The 26,573-nt window shown below is 69.5% G+C and carries 19 protein-coding genes; 11 read left to right on the forward strand and 8 right to left on the reverse strand.

Annotation, left to right across the window (positions count from 1 at the left end):
• Positions 1-6 precede the first annotated feature (6 nt).
• Positions 7-1,209, reverse strand: coding sequence for a glycoside hydrolase family 3 N-terminal domain-containing protein (locus EAH68_RS03595; RefSeq protein ID WP_126119961.1), 1,203 nt, complete (start codon positions 1,207-1,209; stop codon positions 7-9).
• A 119-nt stretch (positions 1,210-1,328) separates the two neighbouring features.
• Here EAH68_RS03595 and EAH68_RS03600 point away from each other — a divergent pair, with 119 nt between their 5' ends.
• The 3 genes from EAH68_RS03600 to EAH68_RS03610 are packed head-to-tail and all read left to right on the forward strand — an operon-like array spanning position 1,329 to position 5,120.
• Positions 1,329-1,787: a universal stress protein gene (locus tag EAH68_RS03600; RefSeq protein WP_126120057.1), complete on the forward strand. Its 459-nt coding sequence runs from the start codon at positions 1,329-1,331 to the stop codon at positions 1,785-1,787.
• An 18-nt stretch (positions 1,788-1,805) separates the two neighbouring features.
• On the forward strand, positions 1,806-2,003 hold the full coding sequence (locus EAH68_RS03605; protein WP_126119962.1) for a DUF2613 domain-containing protein: 198 nt from the start codon (positions 1,806-1,808) through the stop codon (positions 2,001-2,003).
• A gap of 3 nt (positions 2,004-2,006) precedes the next feature.
• Positions 2,007-5,120, forward strand: coding sequence for an alpha-(1->3)-arabinofuranosyltransferase domain-containing protein (locus tag EAH68_RS03610; RefSeq protein WP_126119963.1), 3,114 nt, complete (start codon positions 2,007-2,009; stop codon positions 5,118-5,120).
• On the opposite strand, the gene EAH68_RS03615 is transcribed toward EAH68_RS03610, so the two are convergent.
• The gene (locus EAH68_RS03615; protein WP_126119964.1) at positions 5,036-6,163 is read right to left on the reverse strand and encodes an acyltransferase family protein; all 1,128 of its coding nucleotides are present in this window, start codon (positions 6,161-6,163) and stop codon (positions 5,036-5,038) included. The genes EAH68_RS03610 and EAH68_RS03615 overlap by 85 nt on opposite strands.
• 86 nt (positions 6,164-6,249) lie before the next feature.
• Between EAH68_RS03615 and EAH68_RS03620 the strand changes: the two genes are divergently transcribed.
• Positions 6,250-7,332, forward strand: coding sequence for a PorA family protein (locus tag EAH68_RS03620; RefSeq protein ID WP_164546385.1), 1,083 nt, complete (start codon positions 6,250-6,252; stop codon positions 7,330-7,332).
• Positions 7,333-7,337: 5 nt separating this feature from the next.
• Positions 7,338-8,774, forward strand: a complete 1,437-nt coding sequence (locus EAH68_RS03625) for an MmpA family trehalose lipid delivery protein (RefSeq protein ID WP_500778757.1) — start codon at positions 7,338-7,340, stop codon at positions 8,772-8,774.
• Here EAH68_RS03625 and EAH68_RS03630 read toward each other — a convergent pair.
• A complete protein-coding gene (locus EAH68_RS03630; RefSeq protein ID WP_126119967.1) occupies positions 8,731-9,858 on the reverse strand; it encodes a glycosyltransferase family 4 protein in 1,128 nt (375 codons plus the stop codon). The two genes, EAH68_RS03625 and EAH68_RS03630, sit on opposite strands and share 44 nt — an antisense overlap.
• Before the next feature lie 39 nt (positions 9,859-9,897).
• Between EAH68_RS03630 and EAH68_RS03635 the strand changes: the two genes are divergently transcribed.
• The gene (locus EAH68_RS03635) at positions 9,898-10,653 is read left to right on the forward strand and encodes a class I SAM-dependent methyltransferase (RefSeq protein ID WP_241228274.1); all 756 of its coding nucleotides are present in this window, start codon (positions 9,898-9,900) and stop codon (positions 10,651-10,653) included.
• Positions 10,654-10,899: 246 nt separating this feature from the next.
• Here EAH68_RS03635 and EAH68_RS03640 read toward each other — a convergent pair whose 3' ends face one another.
• The 3 genes from EAH68_RS03640 to EAH68_RS03650 all read right to left on the reverse strand — a co-directional run bounded on the left by EAH68_RS03640 (position 10,900) and on the right by EAH68_RS03650 (position 14,413).
• Positions 10,900-12,729, reverse strand: a complete 1,830-nt coding sequence (locus EAH68_RS03640; protein ID WP_126119969.1) for a phosphoenolpyruvate carboxykinase (GTP) — start codon at positions 12,727-12,729, stop codon at positions 10,900-10,902.
• A gap of 116 nt (positions 12,730-12,845) precedes the next feature.
• A complete protein-coding gene (locus tag EAH68_RS03645; RefSeq protein ID WP_126119970.1) occupies positions 12,846-13,250 on the reverse strand; it encodes a DUF6802 family protein in 405 nt (134 codons plus the stop codon).
• On the reverse strand, positions 13,247-14,413 hold the full coding sequence (locus EAH68_RS03650; RefSeq protein ID WP_126119971.1) for a hypothetical protein: 1,167 nt from the start codon (positions 14,411-14,413) through the stop codon (positions 13,247-13,249). Before EAH68_RS03650 ends, EAH68_RS03645 begins: the two co-directional genes overlap by 4 nt.
• A gap of 126 nt (positions 14,414-14,539) precedes the next feature.
• On the opposite strand from EAH68_RS03650, the gene trmB reads away from it, so the two are divergent.
• Genes trmB through EAH68_RS03675 form a run of 5 tightly spaced genes read left to right on the forward strand, consistent with a single transcriptional unit; the run spans position 14,540 to position 19,783 of the window.
• Positions 14,540-15,322 (forward strand): tRNA (guanosine(46)-N7)-methyltransferase TrmB, encoded by a 783-nt coding sequence (gene trmB, locus EAH68_RS03655; RefSeq protein ID WP_126119972.1) that lies wholly within the window; start codon positions 14,540-14,542, stop codon positions 15,320-15,322.
• A gap of 32 nt (positions 15,323-15,354) precedes the next feature.
• A complete protein-coding gene (locus tag EAH68_RS03660; protein ID WP_126119973.1) occupies positions 15,355-16,032 on the forward strand; it encodes an NYN domain-containing protein in 678 nt (225 codons plus the stop codon).
• Between the two features lie 17 nt (positions 16,033-16,049).
• Positions 16,050-18,350: an MMPL family transporter gene (locus EAH68_RS03665; protein ID WP_126119974.1), complete on the forward strand. Its 2,301-nt coding sequence runs from the start codon at positions 16,050-16,052 to the stop codon at positions 18,348-18,350.
• 4 nt (positions 18,351-18,354) lie between these two features.
• Positions 18,355-19,437 (forward strand): lysylphosphatidylglycerol synthase transmembrane domain-containing protein, encoded by a 1,083-nt coding sequence (locus EAH68_RS03670; protein WP_206436351.1) that lies wholly within the window; start codon positions 18,355-18,357, stop codon positions 19,435-19,437.
• Positions 19,409-19,783, forward strand: a complete 375-nt coding sequence (locus tag EAH68_RS03675; protein ID WP_126119975.1) for a DUF3054 domain-containing protein — start codon at positions 19,409-19,411, stop codon at positions 19,781-19,783. Before EAH68_RS03670 ends, EAH68_RS03675 begins: the two co-directional genes overlap by 29 nt.
• 360 nt (positions 19,784-20,143) lie before the next feature.
• Here EAH68_RS03675 and EAH68_RS03680 read toward each other — a convergent pair whose 3' ends face one another.
• Complete coding sequence (locus tag EAH68_RS03680; RefSeq protein WP_126119976.1) at positions 20,144-21,694, reverse strand: acyl-CoA carboxylase subunit beta; 1,551 nt, start codon at positions 21,692-21,694, stop codon at positions 20,144-20,146.
• A 3-nt stretch (positions 21,695-21,697) separates the two neighbouring features.
• A complete protein-coding gene (gene pks13, locus EAH68_RS03685; RefSeq protein WP_126119977.1) occupies positions 21,698-26,533 on the reverse strand; it encodes a polyketide synthase Pks13 in 4,836 nt (1,611 codons plus the stop codon).
• Positions 26,534-26,573: the final 40 nt, after the last annotated feature.

Raw genomic sequence — 26,573 nt, forward strand, 5'->3', positions numbered from 1 at the left:
CCTGATTCAGCTCCCCGAGGTGATCAGCTGGAGCTGGACGCGGTACGCGGATTCATCGAGACGTTCCGCCGGGATCTCCCCGGCGGTGACCGCTGCGTCGAGGGCGTCGATGGCCGCGCCCAGTTCCCCGCTGGTGGAGAACAACGGCCGGTCCGCGCCCGCCTGCACCGCGGCGACGACAGCCTGGGGCAGGGTGTGGCGGTCGGTGATCGCGCGCATGCCCGTGAGGTCATCGGTGTAGGCCACACCCCCGAAAGGGACACCGCCGGGGTAGTTGCCGCTGCGCAGCAGTTCATAGACGGCCGGGTCGAGACTGGAGGGGCTGGAGCCGTCGCCGAGGCCGGGTACGACCATGTGGCCGACCATCACCGCACCCTCGGAGTGGGCGAGGGCGGTGGCGTAGGGCGGCAGGTCGTGGGCGATCACCTGCTCGACCGGCGGGGTGACGGCCAGTTCGAGGTGGGTGTCGCCGCTGGCCTGACCGTGGCCGGGGAAGTGCTTGAACACCGGGGTGACCCCGGCTGCGCCCAGCCCGCGGGCGAAGGCGGCGCCGTAGTCGCCGGCGACCTGGGGGTCGGTGGAGAAGGCACGGTCGCCGATGATCTCCAGACCAGCGGCGTCGACATCGAGCACGGGCGCGAAGTCGACGGTCACCCCGTGCCAGCGCAGCGCATGCCCCAGGTCCCGGGCGTAGTCCTCCACCTCCGCCAGGCTCATCGTGGCGGCCATCTCGCGGGCGGAGATCCGGCTGCCGATGACATGTTCGTGGCGCTGCACGCGCCCGCCCTCGTAGTCGATGGACACGGAGAAGGGCCGGCCGACGGCCTCACGCAGGGCGACGATGTTGCGACCCGGGGTGGTCAGCAGTTCCGGGTTCGCCCAGCTGGTGATGAAGATGCCGCCGACGCCCTGCCGTAGTTTCGCCAGCGCATCATCGTAGTTGTCCACGCCGACGACCATGAGGGAGGCGGCCTTCGCACGCTGCTCCTGCGGCATGCGGGACCGCGCCAGCTCCTCGGGCGTGAGTTCAACCACCGGGGTGCTGCTTGTCGGCACCGCCGTGGACCCCGCCGTCGAACTCGTCTCCGGGGTGCTGCTCGCCGAGGTGGGCTGGTCGGCGGGTTCCGTGCACGCGGCCAGCCCGCCGAACAACGCCCCGATGCTCAGGGCCGCGCCCAGGGGGCGGGCGATGCTGCGGCTGATGATCATTCGGTCCGTCCTTTCCTGGGGTGCTTCGGTGGCATGTTCCCTACTATTGTGCACGAGTCGTCGTTAGACTGGGCCTGCACCATCCCCTGCGCACAAGGAATGTGAATTCACCCGTGACCATGACGATGCTCATCGCCTTCGACGGATCCCGGGAGGCCCGGCGCGCCATCACCGCCGCCGCTCAGCTGCTCTCCCCGCGGAGTGTGGAACTGCTCACGGCGTGGGAGCCGTTGCACCGGGCGGCGGCACGCGCGGTGAGTATGTCGGGGCTGCACCAGGCGGAGTGGGTGACGGACACCGAGGAGAATGATCCGGCCTATGCGCGGGCCCGGGAGATCTGCAACGAGGGTGTGGAGCTGGCGGAGTCCCTGGGCCTGGCGGCACGTGCCCACCTCGTGGAGTCGGAGACCTCGGTCTGGTCGGCGATCGTCGATGCGGCCCGGGAGCTGGAGCCGGATGTCATCGTCACCGGCACCCGGGGGGCCTCGGCGTGGAAATCATTCTGGCAGACCTCAACCGCTGAGGGTGTGCTGCACCACGGTGGTGTGCCGGTCTTCATTGTTCCGCCGGAAAATTAGGGGGTAGGATCTGCAGCCATGTCCTACACCTCCCCTTCCGTCAACCGTCGCTCGGTGAGCTCAGTGATCGCCAGCGCGGTCGTCGGGGTGGCTCTGGGCGTGGTGTCCGTCATCGGGGTCGCCTCCTTCTCGGGTCAGGACACCGTGCCGCAGGGCAACGCCGTGCCGGCCGAGGACGCCCTGCTCGGCGGCCCGGAGTACGGCACCCGCGGCTGATTCGTGCCGCACCTCCTCGGTTGGGTGCTCCTGGGGCTGCTCAGTTTTCTGCAGCCGCCGGGGCTGGTGGCTGCCGACACGAAACATGACCTGACGGTCGACCCGGCGGGTTTCCTCGCGCAGGCCACGCACGCCTGGACGGACACGTTCACACTGGGCCAGCTGCAGAACCAGGCCTACGGCTATCTCTTCCCGCACGGGGCCTTCTTCGTGCTCACTGATCCCCTGCCGGACTGGATCGCGCAGCGGTTGTGGTGGTGGCTGGTCACCGGGGTGGGTTTCTCGGGTTTCCTGCTGCTGGTGGGGCGCCTGCGCATCGGCAGCACACCGTTCCGGGTGCTGGCGGCGTTGCTGTTCGCGCTCTCGCCACGCACGCTGACCACGTTGACGGCGATCTCCTCGGAGACATGGCCGGTGATGCTCGCCCCGTGGGTGGTCCTGCCCTTCCTCGGGCGGCTGGGCTGGCGGGCTGTGGCGGCGGCCACGCTGCCGGTGGCGATGATGGGGGCGGTCAACGCCACCGCCACCATCGCGGCCTGCCTGCCCGCGGGTCTGGTCATCGCGTGGCGGGTGCTGCGCCGGGACGGTCGGGCGGCGGGCACGCTGCTGGGCTGGCTGGCCGGCTGCCTGCTGGTGAGCCTGTGGTGGATCGGTCCGTTGCTGGTGCTGGGGCGCTATTCCGCACCGTTCACGGATTTCATCGAGTCCTCGTATGTGACCACCCGCTGGCTCAACCTCATTGAGATCCTGCGCGGGACCACCAGCTGGTCGTCGTTCGTGGACACCGAACGCCAGGCCGGCCACCTGCTGGCCTCCTCTCCGACGATGGTGCTGGCTACCACTGCCGTCGCGGCCCTCGGGCTGTGGGGGCTCACGCTGCGCACCACCCCGCACCGGCGGATGTGGGTGGGCATGCTGCTGATCGGCGTGGTCATCCTGGGTGCAGCACATGGCCCGCTGGGTCCGCAGTGGCTGGCGCTTCTCGACGGCCCCCTGGCGCCTTTCCGCAACCTCCACAAATTCGATCCCCTGGTGCGCATCCCGCTGCTGGTCGGGGTGGCCGGCCTCGGCGTGCCGCTGCGCACGCCGGGCAGCTGGCGGGCGGTGCTGGAACCGGGGCGTCGTGAAGCGGCTGCCGCGCTGGTCATCGTCATCGGTGTGGCCTCGCTGGCACCGGCCTGGTCGGGCCGGATGCTGCCACGCGGGGCCTACGAGTACGTGCCCGCCTACTGGCAGGAGGCGACGAACCTGCTCAATGCGCAGGCGCAGGGCACGCGCACGCTCATCATCCCGGAGACCTCCTTCGCCCGGCAGACCTGGGGGTGGACCCGCGATGAACCGGCCCAGCCGCTGCTGGATGTCCCGTGGGCCGTCCGCGACGCCGTCCCCCTCATCGACCCGGAGGCCATCCGCGGCCTCGACGGGGTGATGTCCGTGCTGCACCGCGACCCGGCGGCCGGGGCGGATGTCCTGCGCCGGCTGGGCATCGGTGCGGTGCTGCACCGCGGTGACCTGGATACGGGGGTCGCGGAGATCGACGTGGACAAGCTCGCCGGGGCCACCGGCGGCACCGTCCACCACTTCGGCGCCGAGGACCAGCTGGCGGTGGTCATCTTCGACCCGGCCGCCGACCTCACCGTGACAGATCAGGAACCTGTACGGGTGGCCGGCGGCGGGGAGAGCCTGGCGGTGCTCGACATGATCCACGGCCCCGGCCCGCGCCTGCTGGTGGATGAGAATGCGGAGGTGGTCACCGACACCCCGGCGCTGACGGTGCGCCACTACGGCACCCTCGACGGGGCGGTCTCCGCACCCCTCGCCGACCTGGATGAGGGCGTGGGCTCCCGTAACGCCGTGCCTGACTACCCCTCCGCCGGCCCCTTCACCCGGGTGGAGTCCCGCGGCGGCACCGTCACCGCCAGTTCCTCGGCAGCCGATGCGGGCAGCTTCGGCGGGGCCGACCCGGCGCGTTCGCTCACCGCAGCCGTCGACGGTGAGCCGGACACCGCCTGGTGGCCGACGCCGGGCCCGCCGGACGGGCAGTGGCTGGAGCTGCGCCCCGACCGGGTGCTGCGGGATCCAGCCGTCACATTGAGCGCCACCGCCGAGACGACGGTCAACCTCCACGGCCGGCTCCATGAGATCGGTGAGGAACCCACCACCTTCCACCTGCGCGGTGACTTCGAGACCCTGCGCATCACCCTCACCGAGGCCCAGCCGGTGGGCATCGCCGAGGTCACGGTCGACGGACACCCGCTGGAACGCGTGGTCACCGTGCCGGACACCTCCCCGGACGTGCGCCAGTTCCTCTTCCAGCGGCTCACCCTGGACACCGGCCACGTCATCCGCGACTTCACCGCGCCGCGCCCGATGCGGGTGCTTGTCGACGCCCCCGCCGAATCCGAGGTTCTCCTCGACGGCGCCGTGCACGCCCCCGGCGCTGTCGTGGACCTGGAACCGGGTGTCCACCGCCTGTCCACCGCCGCGGAATGGGTCACCCTCACCGAGGAGGGTTTCCACCCCTCCCCTGCCTGGGAGGCGACAGGCACGGACCTCGCCGCCGCGGACACCGGACGCCTGCTGATCACCGGCCGTTCCGCCAACCCCGGCCTGCGTGCCCACATCGGCGGGCAGGAACTCGAGCCGGTCGTCGTGGACGCCGCCACCCAGGCCTTCCGCGTGCCCGCCGGCCCCGGCGGCCGGGTGGAGTTCAGCTTCGCCGGGGATCGCGCCTACCGGGGTCTGCTCTTCGGTGGGGGTGTCCTCGCCCTGCTCACCGTGCTCGGTTGCCTGGCGCTGCTGGTCCGCACCCGGCCAGTGGAACGGGCGGTCCCTGATAAACGGACCGGCCCCGGGCTGCTCATCCTCGGGGTGGTGGCTGCCTGGCTGCTCGCCGGCTGGCCCGGCCTGCTGGCCGCGGCCGGGGCCCTGCTGGTCCTGCGGCTGACGATCATCCCCGCCGGCCTGCTGGCCTTCTCCCTGCTCAGCGTCACCGGGGCCTGGCTGGCCCGCGGGCCATGGCCCGTCGGGGACTATGCCGGCGACTCCACCGCCCTGGCCCTCCTGCTCGTCGCCGCCCTGACCAGCCTCTTGCCCGGCTCCTCCAGGAAGACATAACTGGCCGCCGACACCGGCAGGGTGAGCACCAGCGTCACCGCCAGCACCGGCCAGAAACCCCCCGAGAAGTAATTCAGCCCCAACAGCGGGAAGGCCAGCGAGAGCATGGCCACGTGCCACAGGAAGATCGAGTAGGACCAGCGCCCCAGCGCCAGCATCACCGGGCTCGCCAGCCAGCGCGCACCCGGGGCCAGTGCCTCCGGCACGACCACCGCGAAGGCGAAGACCGTGCCCGCCAGCACCCGGCGGGCGAATTCCGCGGGCTCCGGATGGGTCAACCCCACCGGCCCGAACCACTCCTGCCCCGCCAACCAGGCCGTCATCAGCGCCAGCCACCACCACGCCCACCGCCAGCCCAGCACCCGGCGCACCCGGTCCGGCACCCGCCCGGAGAACTCCGCCGCGATCATGCCGACCGCGAACCAGGGGGCGTACGCAATCGGCCAGATCTGCCGGTTGGGGATGCCGGCGGCCGCATCCGGGCCCGCCGTGACAACAGGCAGCCAGGCCCAGCCCAGGCTGAGCAGCGCCAGGCCGAGGATCGTGAGGATCCGCCCGCGCCGGGGCAGCCGCCCGATGCTCAGCGCCAGCAGCGGCAGGACCAGGTAGAAACTGACCTCCACACTCAGGGACCACAGGTGCGTCAGGCCGGGGGCCAGTCCGTCGACGACATAGACCTGGGTGAGGGTGAGGTTGGCCAGGATCTGCTCCCCGCTCATCCGGGAGGCCTCGGGCAGCAGCAGGATCACCGCCGCGACGCACACCAGGTAGGCGGGCAGGATCCGGCCGGTGCGGTTGGCCAGGTAGCGGCCGATGGTGCCCGCGTCCCGGTCACCGTGGTGGTTGCGCCAGAGCAGGAAGGCGGAGAGCGCGAAGAAGACGGGGACGAAGAAGTCGAAGCGGGCCAGCACGGAACCGGCCAGGGAACGCGGGTCCACACCCGTCTGGAAGGCCACGTGGGTGAGCACCACCCCGAAGGCCGCGACGGCACGCAGTCCTTCCAGTCCGGGCAGGTGGCGTGGTTTGTAGGATGGAACGGACATGCGGCCACACCTCCCGCTTCGCTTCTCGGCACCCGGGTAAGTCCCGGGGTGTTTCCGGCGATCTTAACGAACAGGACCTGCACACATTGACTCAGAGCGTGTTCCGGCACCCGCCGATCCGGCTGCTGCTGCTCGCCGTGGTCACCTTCCTCCTCGGTTCCCTGGTCCCGCCCCTGCTCATCGGCCAGATGAAGCCCCTGCCCACCGATCTGCAGGCGTCCTACCGCAGCAACCCGGCAGAGACGGTCATGCTCGCGCCCGCGGCCATGGCGGAGGGCGCTGTGCCGGAGGAGAACCGGGCACGCGCAGAATGCCGGGAGGGATCCTTCCCTGATGTCCCCTATTCCTGTCTCGTGGTGGAGACCACCGCCCACCGGGAACTGACGGTGGCCACCGCCGCAGCGCCCGCGCGTGACGAGGTCGACGTCACGGCCACCACGCAGCTGCACGCGGAGGGGACTCTCCTCGCGGAGGTCAGCGACACCCTGCGTCTGGACCGGCGTTCCACCTATCCGGTCTCCGACCCGGTCAGCGAACTCTCGGTGACCATCCCTGCCCTGGAGCGGGAAACCACCACCGGTCCCTCCGTCCGGGAGGGCCTGCAGTACTTCTTCCCTTTCCCGCCGGAACGGCGTTCCTACCCGCGCTATGACACCGTCGCTCAACGCCCCCTCCTGCTGGACTACATCGGCGAGGTGGAACGTGCCGGGCTGGAGAGCTTCGAGTTCCACCACACCTTCACCGCCCTGCCGCTGACCGCACCCGATGACAACCGCCCCCGCCAGGAAGAAGCCGAGAACAGTGTGTTCACCACCCTGGAGGCGTGGGGGCTGGGTTCCGTCTGGTATTCCGTCGACCGCACCGTATGGGTGGAACCGAAATCCGGCACGCTGGTGGACACGCAGGAACGCATCCACATCTACTTCGCCGCTGACCACGCCGAGGCCGAGGAACGCGCCTTCGCCCCCGCCCCGGAGTTCAGCATCCTGCACACCGCCGCGACCTGGGACGGCGCCACCGTGGAGCGGCAGCACGAACGGGCCGCCGGGGTGGCCTCCCGCCTGCGGGTCCTGCAGGTCAGTGCCGTCCTGCTCAAGACGGTCGCCCTGGCGGCCGTGATCTGGGCGGTGGTGCTCCTGCTGCGTGAACGCCGGGGGCGGGCGTCCTGAACCGGCTGCGGTGGTCGCCCCTGTGGGCGGGTGTGCTCATCACCGCTCTGCTGTGGCCGCTGATCATGCCGGGCCAGCTGGCCCTGCGCGACATGCTGGTCCTCGACTCTCCCGCCCTGTCACCCGGCGCGCTGGGCACCGGTGACCTGCCGGCCCGCAACGCCCCGCAGGACGGGCTGCTGGCCCTGCTCGGCATCTTCCTGCCTGCCTCCTGGGTGGCGCGTGCTCTCCTCGTGGGTGGGGCGGTCGCCGGGGCGGTCGGCGCGGTGTGGCTGGCCCGCCTCCAGGGGGCCGGGCGGGTGGCCACACTCGCCGCGGTCACGCTGGTGCTGTGGAATCCTTTCGTGGTGGAACGTCTCCTGCAGGGGCACTGGTCGCTGGTCATCGCCGGCTGGTTGCTGCCGCTGATCGCCGCCGCCGGTCTCAGCGGTCGCGCCCCACTGGGCTGGCTGGCCATGTGGGCGGCCTCGTTGACACCCACCGGTGCTCTGTTCGCCCTGTTCACGGGCTTCGCGACGGCCCGGGGCCGCCGCCTGTCCACCCTGCTGCTCGGCCTGTTGTGCTGCCTGCCGTGGCTGCTCCCCGGACTGCTGGGTGGCGGGGGCACCGCCAGTGCCGCATCCGCCGCGGCCTTCGCCCCGCGTGCGGAAGCTCATGTGGGCACCCTCGGTGCCCTGCTGGGACTGGGCGGTATCTGGAATGCGGAGGCTGTGCCCGCCTCCCGGGAACTGGGTTTCGCACTGGCCGGGGTGGCCCTCTTCGCGGTGCTGCTGTTCTCTGCCCGGCGGGTGCCCACCCCCCTGCTGTGGCTGGCGGGCATCGGCCTGGGCGGGGCAGTGCTCGTCTGGCTGCTGCCCGGGTTCTCCGGCTGGCTGGTCGCCACCGTGCCCGGGGCAGGGCTGCTGCGGGATGCGAGCAAACTGTCCGTCCTGGCGCTGCCGGCGTATGTGGCCGCGGCGGCGTCGGCACGCACGTGGGCGGCGGGACTGGTACTGGTTCTGGCGCTGCTCCAGGTCCCCGACGCACCTGCGGCACTCGCACCATTGCGCCCACAGCCGGTGGTGGTCGATCAGGCGCTGGTGGAACACGCCGCGGGCCGCGACGTCCTGCTTGTCGACGAACCCGTGCTGGTCCGCCGCGCCGACGGCACCGTGATGCTCAACCCCCTGACCAAGGCCCTGTCCACGGTGGAGTCCGGGGCGCTGAGCGTCGACGGCGTGCTCGTCGACGCCCCCGCCCCCCGATGGACCGCCGCCACCGCCGCGTGGGCGGACCGTGACCTGGACCGGCTCGCGGAACTCGGCGTCGGGGTGGTCGTCGCCGACGGCCGGGTCGTGGAGACCTCCGCTGGCCCGCAGCCGCGCTGGCCCGGCCTGGTGCTGCTGGCGGGCTGGCTGCTCATCCCTGCCGGGGTGGGGTTGCACCTGCTGCGACGGCGGTGAGCAGCTCCTCAAAACGCGTGCCGGTCTGTTCCCAGGAGAAACCCTCCGCCCGCTGCCGGGCCGCCTGCCCGAGGCGGCGGGTGAGGGGGGCGTCGGCAAGCAGGCGGGCCGTGAGCTGCGTCAGCTGCGCGGGGCTGTCCGCCAGCAGGCCGGTCCCGCCGTCAATGATCGAGTCCCGCAGGCCACCGGCCGTGCGGTAGCCGATGGTGGGCACCCCATGTTGGGCGGCCTCCATCACCGCCAGCCCCCAGCCCTCCTTCCGGGAGGGCATGAGGTGCACCGTCGCACGGTCCAGCAGGGCGTGTTTATAGTCCTCCGTGACCTGGCCGTGGAAACGCACCCGCCCAGTGATCCCGCGCTGCTGCGCGTAGTCCCGCAGTTCCTCCTCCCACCAGCCGGAGCCGATGACATCGAGGACCACCTCCCCGGGCAGCTGAGCCACGGTGTCCATGGCATGCTCGATCTGCTTGTGCGGCACCAGCCGGGACAGGGTGACCAGGTGGGTGGCACCGTTGCCCTCCAGCCGCGGGATGTGCTCGGGCACCGGGTCCACCCCGTTGTGGATGATGGTGATGTCGCTCTCCCGCACGCCCAGCTCCAGCAGATCCGCACGCGAGGACTCCGAGACCGTCACGTACTGCGCACCCCGGTACACCCGTGGCGCGACCTGTGATTCCAGGAACCAGCCCAGCTTCGCCATCGCCCGGCCGGCCACCGGCCACTGCTCCTTGTGCCGGTGGTGGGTCAGCAGCACCGTCGGCACCCCGGCCACCGGGCGGGCGAAGAAGGGGATGCCGTTCTGGGTGTCCACCACCACGTCGAGACCACCCAGCGTGCCGATCCCCAACCGACCCAACACGATCCCCAGCAACGCCTTCGGATACACCGTGTACTTGCCGCCACTGCGGGAGAACCGTACCCCGTTGCGGTGGGAACGTCGCGGCGCATCCGTGTGCCCTGCCGTCCGGTAGACCACCTCATGGCCATGGGCCGCGAGATACTCACCGACCCGTTCCAGGTAGCGTTCCGAGCCGCCACCCTGCGGATGGGTCGAATCGCGCCAGCACAGCAGGAGGATCTTCATGGTCCGCCCGATTCTACCTGTGGGACGATGGAGCCCGTGATGCCCCGAACCCGACGCCTGGCCACGCTGCGCCGCTCCTGGTCCCTGCTGCGCGCCATCCGCCACGAACAGACCCGGCCAGAACTCTTCTACCGGCCCCTGGCCGAGGACACCGCATCGCTTCTCGACGCCCTCAGCACCGACCTCCTCGGTCGTGACCTGGCCGGGGCGTCCGTCCTCGACGTCGGCGGCGGCCCCGGTTACTTCGCCGAGGCCTTCGCTGGGCTGGGTGCCTGGTACGTGCCCGTGGAGCCCGATGTCGGGGAGATGGCCGCCGCCGGCATCACCGTCCCCGGTTCCGTGCGCGGCGACGGCATGGCCCTGCCCTTCCGGGACGGCTCCTTCGACGTGGTCTACTCCTCCAACGTGGCCGAACACGTGCCACAGCCCTGGGCCATGGCCGAGGAGATGCTGCGCGTGACCCGCCCCGGCGGTCTGATGGTCCTCAGCTACACCGTCTGGCTCGGGCCCTTCGGCGGCCACGAGACCGGCATCTGGGAGCACTACATCGGCGGCGACTTCGCCCGCCGCCGTTATGAGTCCCGGCACGGGCACCCGCCCAAGAACGTCTTCGGCGAGTCACTGTTCAACGTCTCCTGCGCCGAGGGTCTGCGCTGGGCCGCTGCGGTGCCGGGGGCGGAGCTGATGGCGGCCTTCCCCCGGTACCACCCGGCCTGGGCGTGGTGGCTGGTGCGTGTGCCTGTGCTGCGGGAGTTCCTGGTGTCCAACCTCGTCGTGGTGCTGCGGAAGGACTGAATCGAAGGTCCCCGCTGCCTGGTCCCACCGGAAACCCTGCGATCACAAAGCCTGCGATCAGTCCCGAAACAAGCCCAAACCCCGCGAGGAGTCCAGAAAGCAGGGCCCTCGCGGGTTCTTGATCGCAGGCTTTGTGATCGCAGGGTTCCGGTGTCCGCCCCGCCGCCCCACAAAAAATCCCGCCCCCGGGGACCATGGTCAACCTGGGGGCGGGAAGTCTTGCGTCAGCTCAGCGAGCCGGACACCTTAAGCCTTGGCGGCCTCGATGCGCTCCTTGAGCTTGCCCAGCTGCTCGTGGACCTCGCTCGGGACACGCGGGCCGAGGAATGCCAGGTACTCCTCGTCAGAGGCGACGTCGCGGGCCCAGTCCTCGGCGGGTGCGGACAGCGCCTCCTGGATGTCCTCCAGCGGGGTGTCCAGACCGGTCAGGTCCAGGTCCTCCGGGCGGGCGGTGTTGCCCACGACGGTGGCCTCGGCGTCGACGCGGCCCTCAATGCGGTCGATGATCCACTTGAGGACGCGGGAGTTCTCGCCGAAGCCCGGCCACAGGAAGCGGCCGTCCTCGCCGCGGCGGAACCAGTTGACCAGGAAGATGGACGGCATGCGGTCGCCGCCCTTGTTGCCCATGTCGATCCAGTGCTGCAGGTAGTCACCGGCGTTGTAGCCCATGAACGGCAGCATGGCCATCGGGTCGTGACGCAGGGAGCCGACCTTGGCCTCGGCGGAGGCTGCGGTCTGGCCGGAGGCCAGGGTCGCACCGACGAAGGTGCCGTGCTCCCAGTCGAAGGACTGGGTGACCAGCGGGACGGTGTCGGCGCGGCGACCACCGAAGAGGATGGCGTCGATCTTGACGCCCTTCGGGTCGTTGAACTCCGGTGCGGCGACCGGGCACTGCTCGATGGCGACGCAGTAGCGGGAGTTCGGGTGCGCGGCGTTGGTGCCGGACTCCGGGGTCCAGTCGTTGCCCAGCCAGTCGATGAGGTGGGCCGGCTTCTCGCCGTCCATGCCCTCCCACCAGATGTCACCGTCGTCGGTCAGGGCGACGTTGGTGAACAGGGTGTTGCCCGGCTCCATGGTGCGCATGGCGATCGGGTTGGAGGCGTAGTTGGTGCCCGGTGCGACACCGAAGAAGCCGTTCTCCGGGTTGACGGCGTAGAGGCCGTCCTCGCGCAGCTTGAGCCAGGCGATGTCGTCGCCGACGACCTCGGCGGTCCAGCCCTCGATGGTCGGGGTGATCATCGCGAGGTTGGTCTTGCCGCAGGCGGACGGGAAGGCGGCGGCGATGTGGTAGCTCTTGCCCTCCGGGGAGTTCAGCTTGAGGATGAGCATGTGCTCAGCCATCCAGCCCTCCTCCTTGGCCATGACGGAGGCGATACGCAGGGCGTAGCATTTCTTGGCCAGGATGGCGTTGCCGCCGTAGCCGGAGCCGTAGGACCAGATCTCCTTGGTGTCGGGGAACTGGGTGATGTACTTGGTGTCGTTGCACGGCCACGGCACGTCCTCCTGGCCGGGCTCGAGCGGAGCACCGACGGAGTGGAGGGCGCGGACGAACTCACCGTCGGTGCCGATCTTGGCCAGGGCCTCGGAACCCATGCGGGTCATGATGCCCATGGACAGGACGACGTAGGCGGAGTCGGTCAGCTGGACACCCAGCTTCGGGTCCGGGTCGGTGATCGGGCCCATGCAGAAGGGAACGACGTACATGGTGCGGCCGCGCATGGAGCCGCGGAAGACCTCGGTCATCTCGGCCTTCATCTCGGCGGGGTCGACCCAGTTGTTGGTCGGGCCGGCGTCCTCCTCGTTCTCGGAGCAGATGAAGGTGCGGGACTCGACACGGGCGACGTCGTCCGGGTTGGAACGTGCGAGGAAGCTGTTGGGGCGCTTCTCCTCGTTGAGCTTGATCAGGGTGCCGGCCTCGACGAGCTCCGAGGTGAGGCGGTCCCACTCCTCCTGAGAGCCATCGACGAAGACGACCGTCTCAGGCTCGAACAACTCAACTGCCTCCGCAATCCAGGTGAGGAGCTTCTCGTTGTCGGTCGGGGCGGGGCCCACCAGGCCCTTGATGGCAGTGGTCATTTGTTCTCCATTTACAGGTCACTCGGTAGAGATCTCTTTACAGGGTATCTATTTGTAGTGGTTTCGGAAGAGTGGCGCTGAGATTCAGAGAGTGGGATAGGTCATAACCTGCCGATTTATCCCCGTTCAATCCGGTGCCACCCGGCATTACTCCGGGATTCACCGGACGGGACACTCCCCCTTTCGGGGGTGGACTCCGGGGCTAAACCCCACCCCGATACTTCCTCAATAGCAGATTTTCCGGGGATATCCGACGCCAGCCCCCAGGCTGCAGCATGGGGGTCAGCGGTATAGACCTCATAGCCTCCGTCGTGGTGGACGGAGGAGATGTGGTCGATGACCCCGTCACCGTCGAGGTCGGCGTAGACGGTCGTTCCGGTGTCATCACTGAGGGTGACGCAGTCCCCCTCCGCGCCGGCGAGTTCGAACCGTTCCCCACCCAGGCGCAGGCGCAGCGTGGCGCCCTCATCAGCTCCGGTGAGGTCATCGAGCCCGTGCAGGCTCAGCCAGATGTCAGTCAAGTCAGCTCCTTGGCCAGTGTGCGCCGCAGCCAGACGGCCGGCGCGTGTTCGGGTGCGCGGCGGAGGCGGGCGGCCTCCTCCGCTGCCCACCGCGACTGTGCTTCACGACGCCCCCGCCACCATCGCAGTCCTCCCGCAGCCAGCGCCGCGAGCATCCCGGCGGTGGCTGCGGCGAGCGGGCCCGCCGCCCAGACCGCACGGCAGGCGGCCAACCCCACCACGAACGCCATGAGCAGGGCCTGGCCGAGCTGCTCCCGTAGCCGGGGCGGTGAGGAGGGTGGCAGCCCCTGCTCGTGGGCGAGCTGCGCCAGCTCCCCCACCGCGCGGCGGGTGACCAGGTCGGTGAGGTGGGTGTCGAGAAGCACGCGGCGCCGGCGTTCCAGCTGTTCGGCGGCGCGCAGCCACGTGCCGGGCCGCGCGTCGGGCAACGGGTCGGCGGGGAGGGTGAGGGCGTGGCGGACCGCCTCGACCGGTGGGCGGCCGGGAGGGACAAGCGTGCCGGGAATGCCTGCGGGCAGCGGCGCTGTCGAAACCAGGCGGCCGGCCCGGCGCGCGGCATCGGCCAGGGTCGGGTGGTCGGCGGTGGTCCAGCCGCCCGGAGGCGCGACGGCGAGCACCGCATCCACGTGGGCGTCATCGGCGATGTCAATGCCGGGCAACTCCACCCGGGTGTCCGGGTCCGGGCTGATGACGGCCACCCGTGGGGTCCGGGTGATGGTCGGGGCAGGCCCGGCGAGCGCCAGCAGCTCGTCCGCAAGCCGGGGGTGGCGGGCAGCGAGTGCGCGGATTTCACCGTGGAGGAGACGCGAGCGGACCGCCGGAAGCAGCCCGGCGGGAAACGGCGGCTCCTCCGGCAGCTGCCTGACCACGATGACCTCCTGCAGGCCGAGGGCGATCCGGGAGCGGGCGGCTGCCGGCAACGGGTCCGGATGGACGAGCACCACGATGTCGACACCGGGGCTCGTCGCCGGCCACGACACCACCACCTCCCTGACCTGCCAGGATGCCGGCAGTGGCACGGGTGCGTGCAGGGTGCAGGCACCGACCCGGGGTGGCCCGGTCAGCTCCAGCAGCACCCGCCGCAGACCGATGCCCGCCGGGCAGCCGAAATCCCGCGCGTGTGCCCAGTCGGCCGCGCGGATGAAGATCTCCGGCGTGCGCAATGTCCCGCCCCCTCCCCCGGGTCGCTTCCGCGCCCATCCTCACCCACGCCCTCCCTGGCCGCAACCGGGACGCAACCGGGGCGGAGAAAATTGAAGTTTGACCACCGTAGGGGAAGAATAAGAGCGATGTCTATCACTGATTTTCCCGATAATGAACGGCCCCTGGGCGATCTGCCCGCCGGCCGCCCCCCGCAGACCGATTTCGGCGACGACGGCCGCGACTACCCCCGCCTCGGTGCGGTGAGCTTCCGCCGCGGCACGCTGACCGAGAACCAGGAGAAGCTCTGGGAGGAGAACTGGCCGCGTCTGGGCCGTGTCCTCAGCGATGAGCGCATCGACGTCGACGAATGGTTCGGCCGCACCGGTGCTCCCACCATCCTGGAGATCGGTTCCGGCACCGGCACCTCCACCGCGGCGATGGCCCCGCTGGAGGCGGGCACCAACGTCATCGCCGTCGAGTTGTACAAGCCCGGCCTGGCGAAGCTGCTGGGTTCCGTGGTCCGCGGCGGTATCGACAACATCCGTATGGTGCGTGGCGACGGCGTCGAGGTGCTGGCCCGCATGATCGCCCCAGGTTCCCTCGACGGCGTCCGGATCTTCTTCCCGGACCCGTGGCCGAAGGCGCGGCACCATAAGCGCCGCATCATCCAGACCGGTACGCTGCACCTGATCGCCACCCGGCTGAAGCCTGGCGGCGTGCTGCACGTGGCCACCGACCACGCCGATTATGCGGAGTGGATCACCGAGCTCGTCGACTCCGAGCCGCTGCTCGGGTACCAGGGCTGGCCGTGGGCGGAGTGCCCGCAGCTGGTGGACCGGCAGGTCATCACCAAATTCGAGGGCAAGGGTCTGGACAAGGACCACACCATCACTGAATTTCTCTGGCAGCGCACTGACGCGCCCGCCTGATTTTCCCTTATTTTGCGAAAAGAGCATCCACCGTGAGCGATCTTCACGAATCCACCCATCATTACGGCAGCCGGGAGAATTCCGGCCCGGACAACCTCCTGCTGGTCTGGGACGCCCCGAACCTGGACATGGGCCTCGGCGCCATCCTCGGCGGCCGTCCCACCGCGGCCTACCGCCCGCGTTTCGACGCCATCGGCCGCTGGCTGCTGGCGCGTGCCGGCAAACTCTCCCATGACACGGGCGGCCATGTCGAGGCGGAGGCCACCGTCTTCACCAACGTCACCCCGGGTGGCGCGGACGTCGTCCGCCCCTGGGTGGAGGCGCTGCGCAACGTGGGTTTCGCCGTCTTCGCCAAGCCGAAGACGGACGAGGACTCCGATGTCGACCCGGACATGCTCGCCCACATCCGCCGCCGCCACGCGGAGGGGGTGCTCAAGGGTCTCGTCGTCGCCTCGGCGGACGGGCAGAACTTCAAGGAGACCATCGACGAGCTCATCGCCGAGGGGCTGCCGGTCACGGTCCTCGGTTTCCATGAGCACGCCTCCTGGGCGGTCGGCTCCGACACGATCGACTTCGTCGATCTGGAGGAGATCACCGGTGTCTTCCGGGAGCCGCTGCCGCGCATCAGCCTGGACCAGCTGCCCGACGAAGGCGCCTGGCTGCAGCCTTTCCGTCCGCTGTCGGCCCTGCTGGCCGGCCGCAATCACTGACTGAGAGGGGAAGCCCGATGTTCGAGAAGTGGGGACATTTCTCCTATCGCCACCGCCGCCTGGTGCCCCTGATCGTCATCGCCGCGATCGTGGTGCTCTACGCCGTCTTCGGGCTGCGTCTGGGCGACCGCATGAGCCAGGAGGGCTGGGACGATCCGGGCTCCAGCTCCACCGCGGCCGCCGCCATCGAGCTGGAGACCTTCGGCCGCGACAACAGCGGTGATGTCATCCTCCTCTTCGAGGCGACCGGGGGCCGCTCGATCAACGATCCGGCGACCTTCGGTGCCATCGCCTCCCACCTGGAGGATCTCAAGACCGGGCATCCGGAGGAGATCGCCCACGTCACCAGCTACTTCGACACCCGCAACGCCCAGCTGATCAACGAGGACGGCACCGTCGCCTTCGCCGCCATCGGGTTGCGCGGGGACGGGGAGCAGACTCTGCGGGACTTCCGCGCCATCGAGGACTCCCTCGTGGCGGACGACCTGCCGGGCGGGGTGGAGATCAGGGTGGCCGGCGCCACGGCCGTCGCCGATTCTCTCGACGACGGCATGGCCGGCGACATCGTCCGCGCCGAGGTCGTCGCGCTGCCCCTGGTGGGGCTGCTCCTGCTGGTGGTCTTCGGTTCCGTCGTCGCGGCGTTCATGCCGCTGATCGTCGGTGTCCTGTCCATCGCCGGTTCCCTGGGCATCCTGTCCATCCTGGCGGGGACCGTCCAGGTCAACGTCTTCGCCCAGTCGGTGGTCACCCTGCTCGGTCTGGGTCTGGCCATCGACTACGGCCTGTTCATGGTCTCCCGGTTCCGGGAGGAGCTGGACAAGGGGACCGGTGTACCCGAGGCGGTGGGCACGACCACCGCCACCGCCGGCAAGACGGTGGTCTTCTCCGCGGCGATGGTCGCGGTGGCCTTGTCGGGCCTGCTGGTATTCCCGCAGGCCTTCCTCAAGTCCGTGGCCTACGGTGCGATCTCCGCGGTGGGTCTGGCGGCGCTGCTGTCGGTGACGGTCCTGCCGGCCCTGTTCGGCATGCTGGGCCACAACATCGACAAGTGGACCATCCGCCGCACGAAGCGCACCGCCCGCCGCCTGGAGGACACCCTGTGGTTCCGCATCCCCTCCTGGGCGATGCGCAACGCCAAGGTGGTCACCGTCGTCGTCGCCGGACTGCTCATCCTGCTCACCCTGCCGCTGGCGGGGGTGAAGTTCGGCGGCATCAACGAGACCTATCTCCCGCCCTCCCATGAGACGCGGGTGGCCCAGGACGAGTTCAACGAGACCTTCCCCACCTTCCGGACCGAACCGGTCAAGCTCGTGGTCACGAATGCCACGGAGCAGCAGCTGGTGGACATCTACGTCCAGGCCCGTGACATCGGGGGTCTGACGGCCCCGTTCACCCCGGATCACGGCACGGTTGACGGGACGACGGTGCTCTCCGCGGGCATCCAGGACCGGGACCTCAACGGCCAGGTCATCGACCAGCTGCGTGCCCTCGAGGCACCCGAGGGGGTCGGCCTGTACATCGGCGGCACCCCGGCCATGGAGATCGAGTCCATCGAGGCCCTGCTGGACAAGCTGCCGTGGATGGCCATCTATGTCGTGGTGGCCACGTTCATCCTCATGGCCCTGGTCTTCGGTTCGCTCATCCTCCCGGCGAAGGCCGTGATCATGACGGTCCTGGGGCTGGGCGCGACCCTGGGCATCCTCACCGCCATGTTCGTCGGCGGTCTGGGGGCGGAGCTGTTCAACTTCACGCCGGGTCCGCTGATGTCACCGGTGCTGGTGCTCATCGTGGCCATCGTCTACGGCCTGTCCACGGACTACGAGGTCTTCCTCGTCTCCCGGATGGTGGAGGCCCGCGACCGCGGGGACTCCACCGACGACGCGATCCGCTACGGCACCGCCCAGACGGGTTCGATCATCACCGCCGCGGCGCTGATCATGATCGTCGTGGCCGGTGCCTTCGGCTTCTCCGAGATCGTCATGATGAAGTACATCGCCTTCGGCATGATCTTCGCCCTGGCCATCGATGCCACCATCATCCGCATGATGCTCGTGCCCGCCGTGATGCACCTGCTGCGCGAGGACAACTGGTGGGCCCCGGCCTTCATCAAACGCGCCTACGCCCGCCTCGGCCACGGTGAGGCACCCGCGGCCGTCGGAAAGCAGGAACTGCTGCTTGACGACGCCGTCGTCGTCGACGAAGAGGAGGCCGCCCGCGGCGGCCGCACCACCGCCGACGATGAGGAGCTCATCCCCTTCAGCGAGCTGATGGCCCGCATCTCGGCCGACCGGGACGGTCCCCGCAAGCTGGGCCACTGACGTGCTGCGCCGGATCGCCGCCAACCGGTGGGTGCGGTGGCTGGGACCGTTCGTGGTCCTGGTCATCCTCGTGGTCGCCTTCCGCGACCAGCTGCCTTTCCTCGGCGACGGCATCCGCCGCCTGCGCAATGCGGAACCTGCCGGGGTGCTCGTGGCGGTCATCGCGACCTTCCTCTCCCTCGCGGCGATGGCCGAGGTCATGCGGCTTCTCCTCGGCGCCGGGGGCACCCGCGTCTCCCCTGCCTCCGCCACCGGCCTGACCCTGGCATCCAACTCCTGGTCGACTTCCCTACCCGGCGGCCCGGCCTTCTCCGCCGTGCTGACCTACCAGGTCCAGCGCAGCTGGGGTGCCAGCCGCCTGCTGTGCGGCTGGTTCCTGGTGCTCAGCTCCGCGGTGTCCACGATGTGGCTGGTCCTGATCGGCGTCTCCGGTGTGTTCTTCCTCGGCGCCCAGGTCAGCGTATGGTCCCTGCTGGCCACCCTGGCGGCCATGACCGTCCTGTCCTGGGTCGTGTACTGGGCCGCCAACAACCCCGACCACCTGGAACGCTGGACCCGCGCCCTCCTGCCCGTGTTCAACCGGATGCTGCACCGGGCCCCCGACACCGGTCTCGAGGCCGTGGTCAACCAGCTCCACCAGTTCGACACCGTTCACCTCAGCCGGGGCCGCTTCGCTGCTGTCTCCGGCTGGTCGCTGCTCAACCGGCTCTTCGACGCCCTCGCCCTCTACTCCTGCGTCTGGGCCATCACCGGCACCGCCCCCGGCCTGGAAGCCACCCCCGACCACACCACCGTCATGGGTGTCATGCTGGCCTACACCACCGCCAAACTCGCCGGCACCGCGCAGGTGACCCCGGGTGGGCTGGGTACCGTGGAGGCGGTCATCATCGCCACCCTGGTCACCGCCGGCATGACCGCCGTTGACGCCACCGGCGTGGCCCTGGTCTACCGCCTGGTCTCCTTCGCCCTGGCCACCATCGTCGGCTGGGTGGTCTACTTCCTGTACTTCGCCGGACGCAGCAGCCGGGCATCCCGGGGACCGACGATAGAGTTGGGACATGAGCAGAATCTCCGCACTGACCGCTGACGTGGTGGCCATCGCCGCCTTCGCACTGTTTGCCCGCATCGCGCACCAGACCGACGACATGCCCCTGAACTTCGGTGGCTGGCTGTCCACCCTCTGGCCCTTCCTGCTGGGCGTGGCACTGTCGTGGGTGGTCATCGCCGCAGCGAAATGGGACGGGGCCCGCCTGGTGCCCGCGGGAGTGTCCGCGTGGCTCATCACCGTCGTGGTGGGCCTGGGTATCTGGACCGTGCGCAACGGGGAGTTCCCCCACTGGTCCTTCATCCTGGTGGCCACCATCATGTCCGCGCTGTTCATGCTCGGCTGGCGGGCGATCGCCGGGATCGTGGAGCGTCGCCGCCGGGCCTGAGGGGTGGGCCGGCCTGGTCGATATCATCTCCCCGAGACCACCTCGTCGAGAGCACCGGTAATCAGGGCGCCCAGGGGCCCCTCTCGACAAGGTGACCTCGACTCCGCTGAATCGACGACGTCCCGGCCCCCGCACGGAGCGGGAACCGGGACGTCGTGCAGCCGGAGGCTAGACCTGAGAGCTCAGGGAGTGGGTCAGCTGATTGCTGATCATGATGATCAGACCGATGATGTCACCGAAAAGATCCACGGCGGTGCTCAGCATGGGGATGCTCCTTACATGATTGACGAGCAGTTACATTGGGTACATCGTGCCATAGTAATCATTCCGTTACATAGTCGGGGAAAACAATTTCTCCGACTACAGCGGCATGATCGTGTGCTTCTTCGGAAGATCCTGCTCGTCCTTCGTCGCCAGCTGGCGCAGGGCCCGGCGCAGGGCCAGACGCGTCCCCCGCGGCTGGATCATCGCATCCAGGTAGCCGCGTTCGGCCGCCACATAGGGGCTGGTCATGTTCTCGTCGTAGAAGTCCATGAAGATCTTCTTCAGGTAATCCCGCTGCTCAGGGGGCGCGGCAGCCAGCTGCTTGCCCTGGATCATGACCACGGCGGCGGCCGAACCCATGACGGCGATCTGCGCGGTCGGCCACGCCAGGTTGATGTCGCCGCTGAGGTTCTTCGAACCCATGACGGCATAGGCGCCGCCGTAGGCCTTGCGGACGATGAGAGTGACCTTGGGCACGGTCGCCTCCACCAGGGCGAAGGCGAGCTTCGCACCGCGGTGGATCAGTCCCGCCTTCTCCTGCTCCACGCCCGGCAGGTATCCCGGGGTGTCCACGACAAAGACCAGGGGGATGTTGTAGGCGTCGCAGGTGCGGATGAAGCGGGCACCCTTGTCGGCCGCATCGGCGTCGATGCAGCCGGCCAGGTGCATGGGGTTGTTGGCGATGAAGCCGACGGCGCGGCCGTCGATACGCCCGAAGGCGGTGATGAGGTTCGGCCCGTAGTTGGCCTGGATCTCCACGAGGTTCTCGTCATCGCCCAGCTGGACCAGCAGGTCCATCATGTCGTAACCGGCGTTGGAGTCGTCCGGCATGAACAGGTCGAGGGCCGGGTCGTCGGCGACGGCCTCGTCCAGCGGTGCCTGGAATACCGGGGCCGGATCGTGGCAGGTCAGGGGCAGGTGGTCGAGCAGGTCCCGGACCGCGTCGAAGGCCTCATCCTCGGAATCGACGACCATGGAGATGTTGCCGTTGAGTTCCTGCTGGCGGGCGCCGCCGAGCTCCGCAGAGGTGATGTCCTCGCCGGTGACCTCGCGAATGACGTTCGGGCCGGTGACGTACATCTCGGACTCGCCGTCGACGGCGATGACGAAGTCGGTGGTCACCGGGGCATAGACCGCGCCGCCGGCGGAACGGCCGAGCATGACGGAGATCTGCGGGCTGCGACCCGACAGGGGCAGCTGGCGGCGGGAGATCTCCGAGTACATGGCCAGGGAGGTCACGGCGTCCTGGATGCGGGCGCCACCGGAATCCTGGATACCTATGACCGGGCAACCGATCTTGATGGCCATCTCCATGACCTCGACGACCTTGCGGCCGAAGGTCTCGCCGACAGAACCGCCGTAGACGGTCTTGTCGTGGGCGTAGATGGCGACCGGACGGCCGTCGACACGTCCGTAGCCGGTGACCACGCCGTCGGAGTAGACGGCGTCATCCACACCCGGTGTCTTCGCCAGGGCGCCGATCTCTACGAAGGAGCCTTCGTCGAGAAGCGAGGCGATGCGCTGGCGCGGGGTGGACCGGCCCTCGTCGTCACGCTTCCTGCGTGCGCGCTCGCTGCCGGGGTCGCGTGCCTGGTCTAGGCGGGAGCGCAGGTCCGCCAGCTTGGCTGCGGTTGACGTTTCAGTCACAGATCACTCCAGTTCCTCGATACGCCGGGCCATGTGCGCACCCACGACGCCGATGGCCGGTTCGTCGGGTACCGCAAGGTGATCGCCCTTGAGCTGGACGATATCAAGTTCATCAACGATGGCCGACCAGCCGCCGTCCGGGTCAATGTGGGCGTAGCGCGGCTCCAGCTCGATGGCACCGTCGTGCATCCGCTCGGAACGGAACAGCAGGACCGGCACCTTCACCTCCGCCCAGCGGCTGAAGTCGAGCTTGTCCAGGATGCGGTTGTCCACGAAGCTGGCGCGCTGATGCTCCAGCACGCCGGCGGCCAGACCGTGCTCGGAGGCGTCGGTGGTGGCCAGGAACTGCTCCAGCATCGTGAGCATGGCCTCCTCGCCGGCGGTCTCCAGCAGCTCGAAGGGCACCGGGAAGTCCAGACCGTAGGTCCGGCCGGCGAATTCGCTGTAGCGCTGCCAGCGGGCCTTCGTCTCCTCCATGGTGTCCGGGATCGGCTCGGAGGGCTGGGTGGTGTCCAGCAGCGCGATGTAGGCGACCTCGACGTCGGTGTCCTTGAGCTGGCTGGCGACCTCGTAGGCCAGCGCCCCGCCGAAGGACCAGCCGCCGAGGACCACCGGGTGGCCGTCGGAGTACTGGCGGATCTCATCGATGTAGGCGGCGGCCCGCTCCTCGAGAGTGCCCTCGAGGCGTTCCACACCGTAGACGGGGATGTCCTCCGGAAGGCGGCGGGCCAGCGGCTGGTAGACCACGGAGGAGCCGCCGGCGGGGTGGAACATGAACACGCTGGGCTTCACGGAGCCCCCGGGGCGGGCCCGCAGGACGCGGATGTTGCCCTCGACCTCGGTCTCCAGTGCGTCACGCACGATGTTGGCCAACGGTTCCAGTGTCTCCGCCCCCGTGACCTGCTCAGGGGTGATCTCCAGGCCGGCGCGGTCGGTGAGCCGCTCGGCGATCTGCTTCGCGACACCCGCGTCAACCGCCGGCAGCGTAGTGGTCACCCCCGCCGGCGCCTTGCCGGTGATGGTGGCCCAGGTGCCGAAGACCATGCGCTCGGCGGCGTCGCGCGGGGCGACACCGACACCCTGTGCCGGCTCGTCGCGGACATCCTGCTCGGCTTCCTCGACATCGTCGACGGACATGACCGGCTCGATGAGCGGGGTGGCGGTGTTCGTCTTCGCGGCGACGGCCTCCTCGACGATGCGGACGACATCGGCCACGGAGGCGTCACGGAGCGCCTGGACCTGCAGCGGCGGGATCTGGAAGTCGTTCTCCACGCGGTTCTTGATGCGCATGCCCATGAGCGAGTCCAGGCCCAGGTCGATGAGCGGGAGCTCACCGGGCAGGTCGTCGACGTCATAGCCCATGGACTCGGAGACGATGGAACGCAGGCGGGCCTCGACGGTCTCCCCGGAGGAGGGGTCCCAGCGGATCTCCTCGATGTCGAGTTCCTCCTCGGCCGCGATGGGGGTCTCCGCGGCCTGCGGGGTCTGCACCCCGGGCACGGCGGCCGGGGCGTTGAGCTTCAGCGCGGTGGCGAAACCCTCCGCCAGCAGGGTCGTGGTGCCGGCGGCGGGGTCGGTGACACCGTGGACCGTCAGGCTCACACCGCCCAGGCCACGGTTGGCGACGGTGGTGATCTCACCGGTCACCGGCAGCATGCCGTACTCCTCCGCGGCGACCAGCTGCGCACCGGGCTGGACGGCCTCGGCGGCGCGCTCGAGCAGCGCGAGGGCGGAGGGCACCTGGTCGGCGTCGGTGCTGAAGGCCACCACACCACCGGGCAGGGTCACGCGCTGGCCCGGCAGCTCCGCGGGGCGGTGGCTGGCCGGGCGGGCGTTGGTCCAGTAACGCTGGTGCTTCCAGGTGATGTGCGGGGCGGGCAGCAGCTCACCGGGCCCGTAGACCAGGGAGAAGTCAACCGGAGCACCGGCCACGTAGAGCTTGGCCAGCAGGTCACGCAGCGCCTCGACCTCGCCGACCTTGCGCTTGAGGGCGAAGAGCAGCTGGGCGTCGGGCTTGCCCACGCTGAAGGCGGTGTTCATCATGCCCATGATCCCGACCGGGTTCGGGGCGATCTCAACCAGCGTGGTGTGACCGTGGGCGAAGGCGGCCTCGGTGGCGTCCTGGAAGTGGACGGACTGGCGCGTCATGCGCAGCCAGTAGTCGGTGTCATGGATGGTCTCACCCGGCTGGTGCAGCTCACCGGGGTCCACGGAGCTGAATAGCGGGGTGTGCAGGGGTTGCGGGCTGATGCCGGCGGTCTCGAAGCCGAGCTCACCGAGCAGCGGCTCCACGGCGCTGGTGTGGCCGGCACCCTTGACGTTGAGCAGGCGGGCGAACTTGCCCTCGCCCTCGAGCTTCTCGACGAGCGCGGTCACCTGCTCCCGTGGTCCGCCCACGGTGGTCATGCCCGGGCCGGCGTAGACGGCCGGTTCGATGTTGCCGAAGGCCTCCTCGGAGTTGAGCTCCCGGAGTGTCTCGGTGGACAGTTCCACCACTGCCATCGCACCGAGCTGGTCCTCGGGCAGGGACTTCTCCCCCTCGCCCATGAGGCGGGCCCGGTGACAGGCGATCTGCATGGCGTCCTCGGCGTTGAGGCCACCGGCGGCGTAGGCCGCGGCGATCTCGCCCATGGACATGCCCATGACGGCCGCGGGCTTCGCACCGAAGGCGGCCAGCAGGTCGGTCAGCGCGATCTGGATGGCGGTGATGGCGACCTGGGCGGTCTCCGTGTCATAGGTCTGCTCATCATCGGCGACGATCTCCAGGACCGACCAGCCGGACTCGAACTGCACGCGCTCGTCGAGTTCCTCCATGCGGGTACGGAACAGCGGGGAGGCCGCGAGCAGCTCACTGGCCATCTTGCGGTGCTGGGAACCGAAGCCGGAGTACACGAACACCGGGCCCACAGCGGCCGGGGAATCGGCGGCGGTGATGCCCACCGAGACCTTGCCCTCGGCGACCTGGCGCAGGCGCTTCACGGCCTCCTCCACCGTCTCCGCGTTGACGACGGCGCGGGAACGACCATGGTTGCGGCCGGCCAGGGAGCGGGCCACCGGCACCAGATCGGTGTCGGGGCGGCCCTCCAGGAAATCGGCGAGGTCCGCGGCGGCCTGGCGGCGGCGCGAGGGCAGCAGTCCGGAGACCGGCAGCAGCACCGCATCCGGATGCTCCGGGTCGGTCAACTGGGACTCCAGCGGAGCAAGATCAGCGGTCTCCGCCTCGTAGTCGGCCGGGTCGAAGGAGCTGACCACGACGTGGGCGTTGGTACCGCCGAAACCGAAACCGGAGACGCCGGCGACCCTGCGCTGGGAGTACTCGGGCCACTCGCGGGGGTCCTCGACGACCTCGAGGCGCTCGGCATCGAAGTCGATGTAGCGGTTGGGAGCCTCGAAGTGCAGGCTCGGCGGGATCACGCCGTGCTGGATGGACTGGACGACCTTGATCAGGCCGGCAGCTCCCGCGGCGGACTCGGAGTGGCCGATGTTGGACTTCACCGAACCCAGCAGGGTCGGCCGCTTCAGGTCGCGGCCCTCACCGAGGACCGCGCCGAGGGCGGTGGCCTCGATGGGGTCACCGAGGATGGTGCCGGTGCCGTGGGCCTCGATGTAGTCCACCTGGGTGGGGTCGATGCCGGCGTCGTCGTAGGCGCGGGCCAGCACCTCGATCTGGGCGTCGGGGTTGGGCGCGGTCAGGCCGTTGGAGTGGCCGTCGGAGTTGATGGCCGAGCCCTTGACCACCGCGAGGATGTCATCGCCGTCGGCAAGCGCATCCTTGACCCGCTTGAGGATGAGCACGCCGGCGCCGTCGGAACGGATGAAACCGTCGGCATCGTCGGAGAAGGCGTGGATGTGGCCCGTCGGGCTGAGCACCCCGAGCTCGCCGAAAGCGGTGGTGACGAACGGGGAGGCCAGGATGTTCACGCCACCGGCCACCGCGACATCGGCGTCGCCGTCGCGCAGCGCACGCACCGCCTGGTGGACGGCCACCAGCGAGGAGGAGCACGCCGTGTCGATGCTGACGGACGGGCCGCGGAAGTCGAAGGCGTAGGAGATGCGGTTGGGGATGATCGAGCTGGAGGTGCCCGTCAAGGCGTAGGGGTGGGCCTCGGCCGGATCGGCGGTGATGAGCATGCCGTAGTCGTTGTTCGAGGAACCGAGGAAGACACCCACCGAGGTGCCGCGCAGGGTGTTCGGCGCGAGGTGGGCGTCCTCGAGGGCCTCCCACGTGACCTCGAGCATGATGCGCTGCTGCGGGTCCATGTTGGCCGCCTCGAGCGGGGACAGCCCGAAGAACTCGGCGTCGAAGCTCGAGAGGTCCTCCAGGTAGCCGCCGGTCAGGGACTGCTCCGCCATCTTGGCGGCCATGACCTCCTCGCCGGCGTATTCCGACCAGCGGCCGATCGGCAGCTCGCCGGTGCCGTCGCGGCCCTCTACGAGCATGGACCAGTACTCGTCCAGGTTCCCGGCACCCGGGAAACGTCCCCCCATGCCGATGATGGCGATGTCGTGGGTGCCCGGGGTGCGGTCGGCGCCGCCCGTGTGGCGGATACGCGGGCGGGTACGTTCGCGGGCGGCGGGCTCGCCGTCGACAAGCCGCTGCGCCAGGGCCTGGATCGTGGGGTACTCGTAGGCGATGGTGGCGTCCAGCTGGACACCGAGGAGGTTCTCCAGCTCGCCGGACAGGATGACCGCGTCACGGGAGGAAAGGCCGAAGTTCTCCATCGGCTTGGTGTCGGTGACGTCCTCCGGGTTCAATCCGGTGACCTGCACCACCCAGTCGCGGAGCCACCCGCGGAGCTGTTCGACGGTCATCGTCGCGGGGCCAGGGCTCTCACTCATGTACGCGGTATTCCTTTTCCATCTTCGGTCCAGCACAGTT

The sequence above is a fragment of the Corynebacterium hylobatis genome (assembly GCF_003955685.1).
In the GTDB taxonomy this organism is placed as follows: Bacteria; Actinomycetota; Actinomycetes; order Mycobacteriales; family Mycobacteriaceae; genus Corynebacterium; species Corynebacterium hylobatis.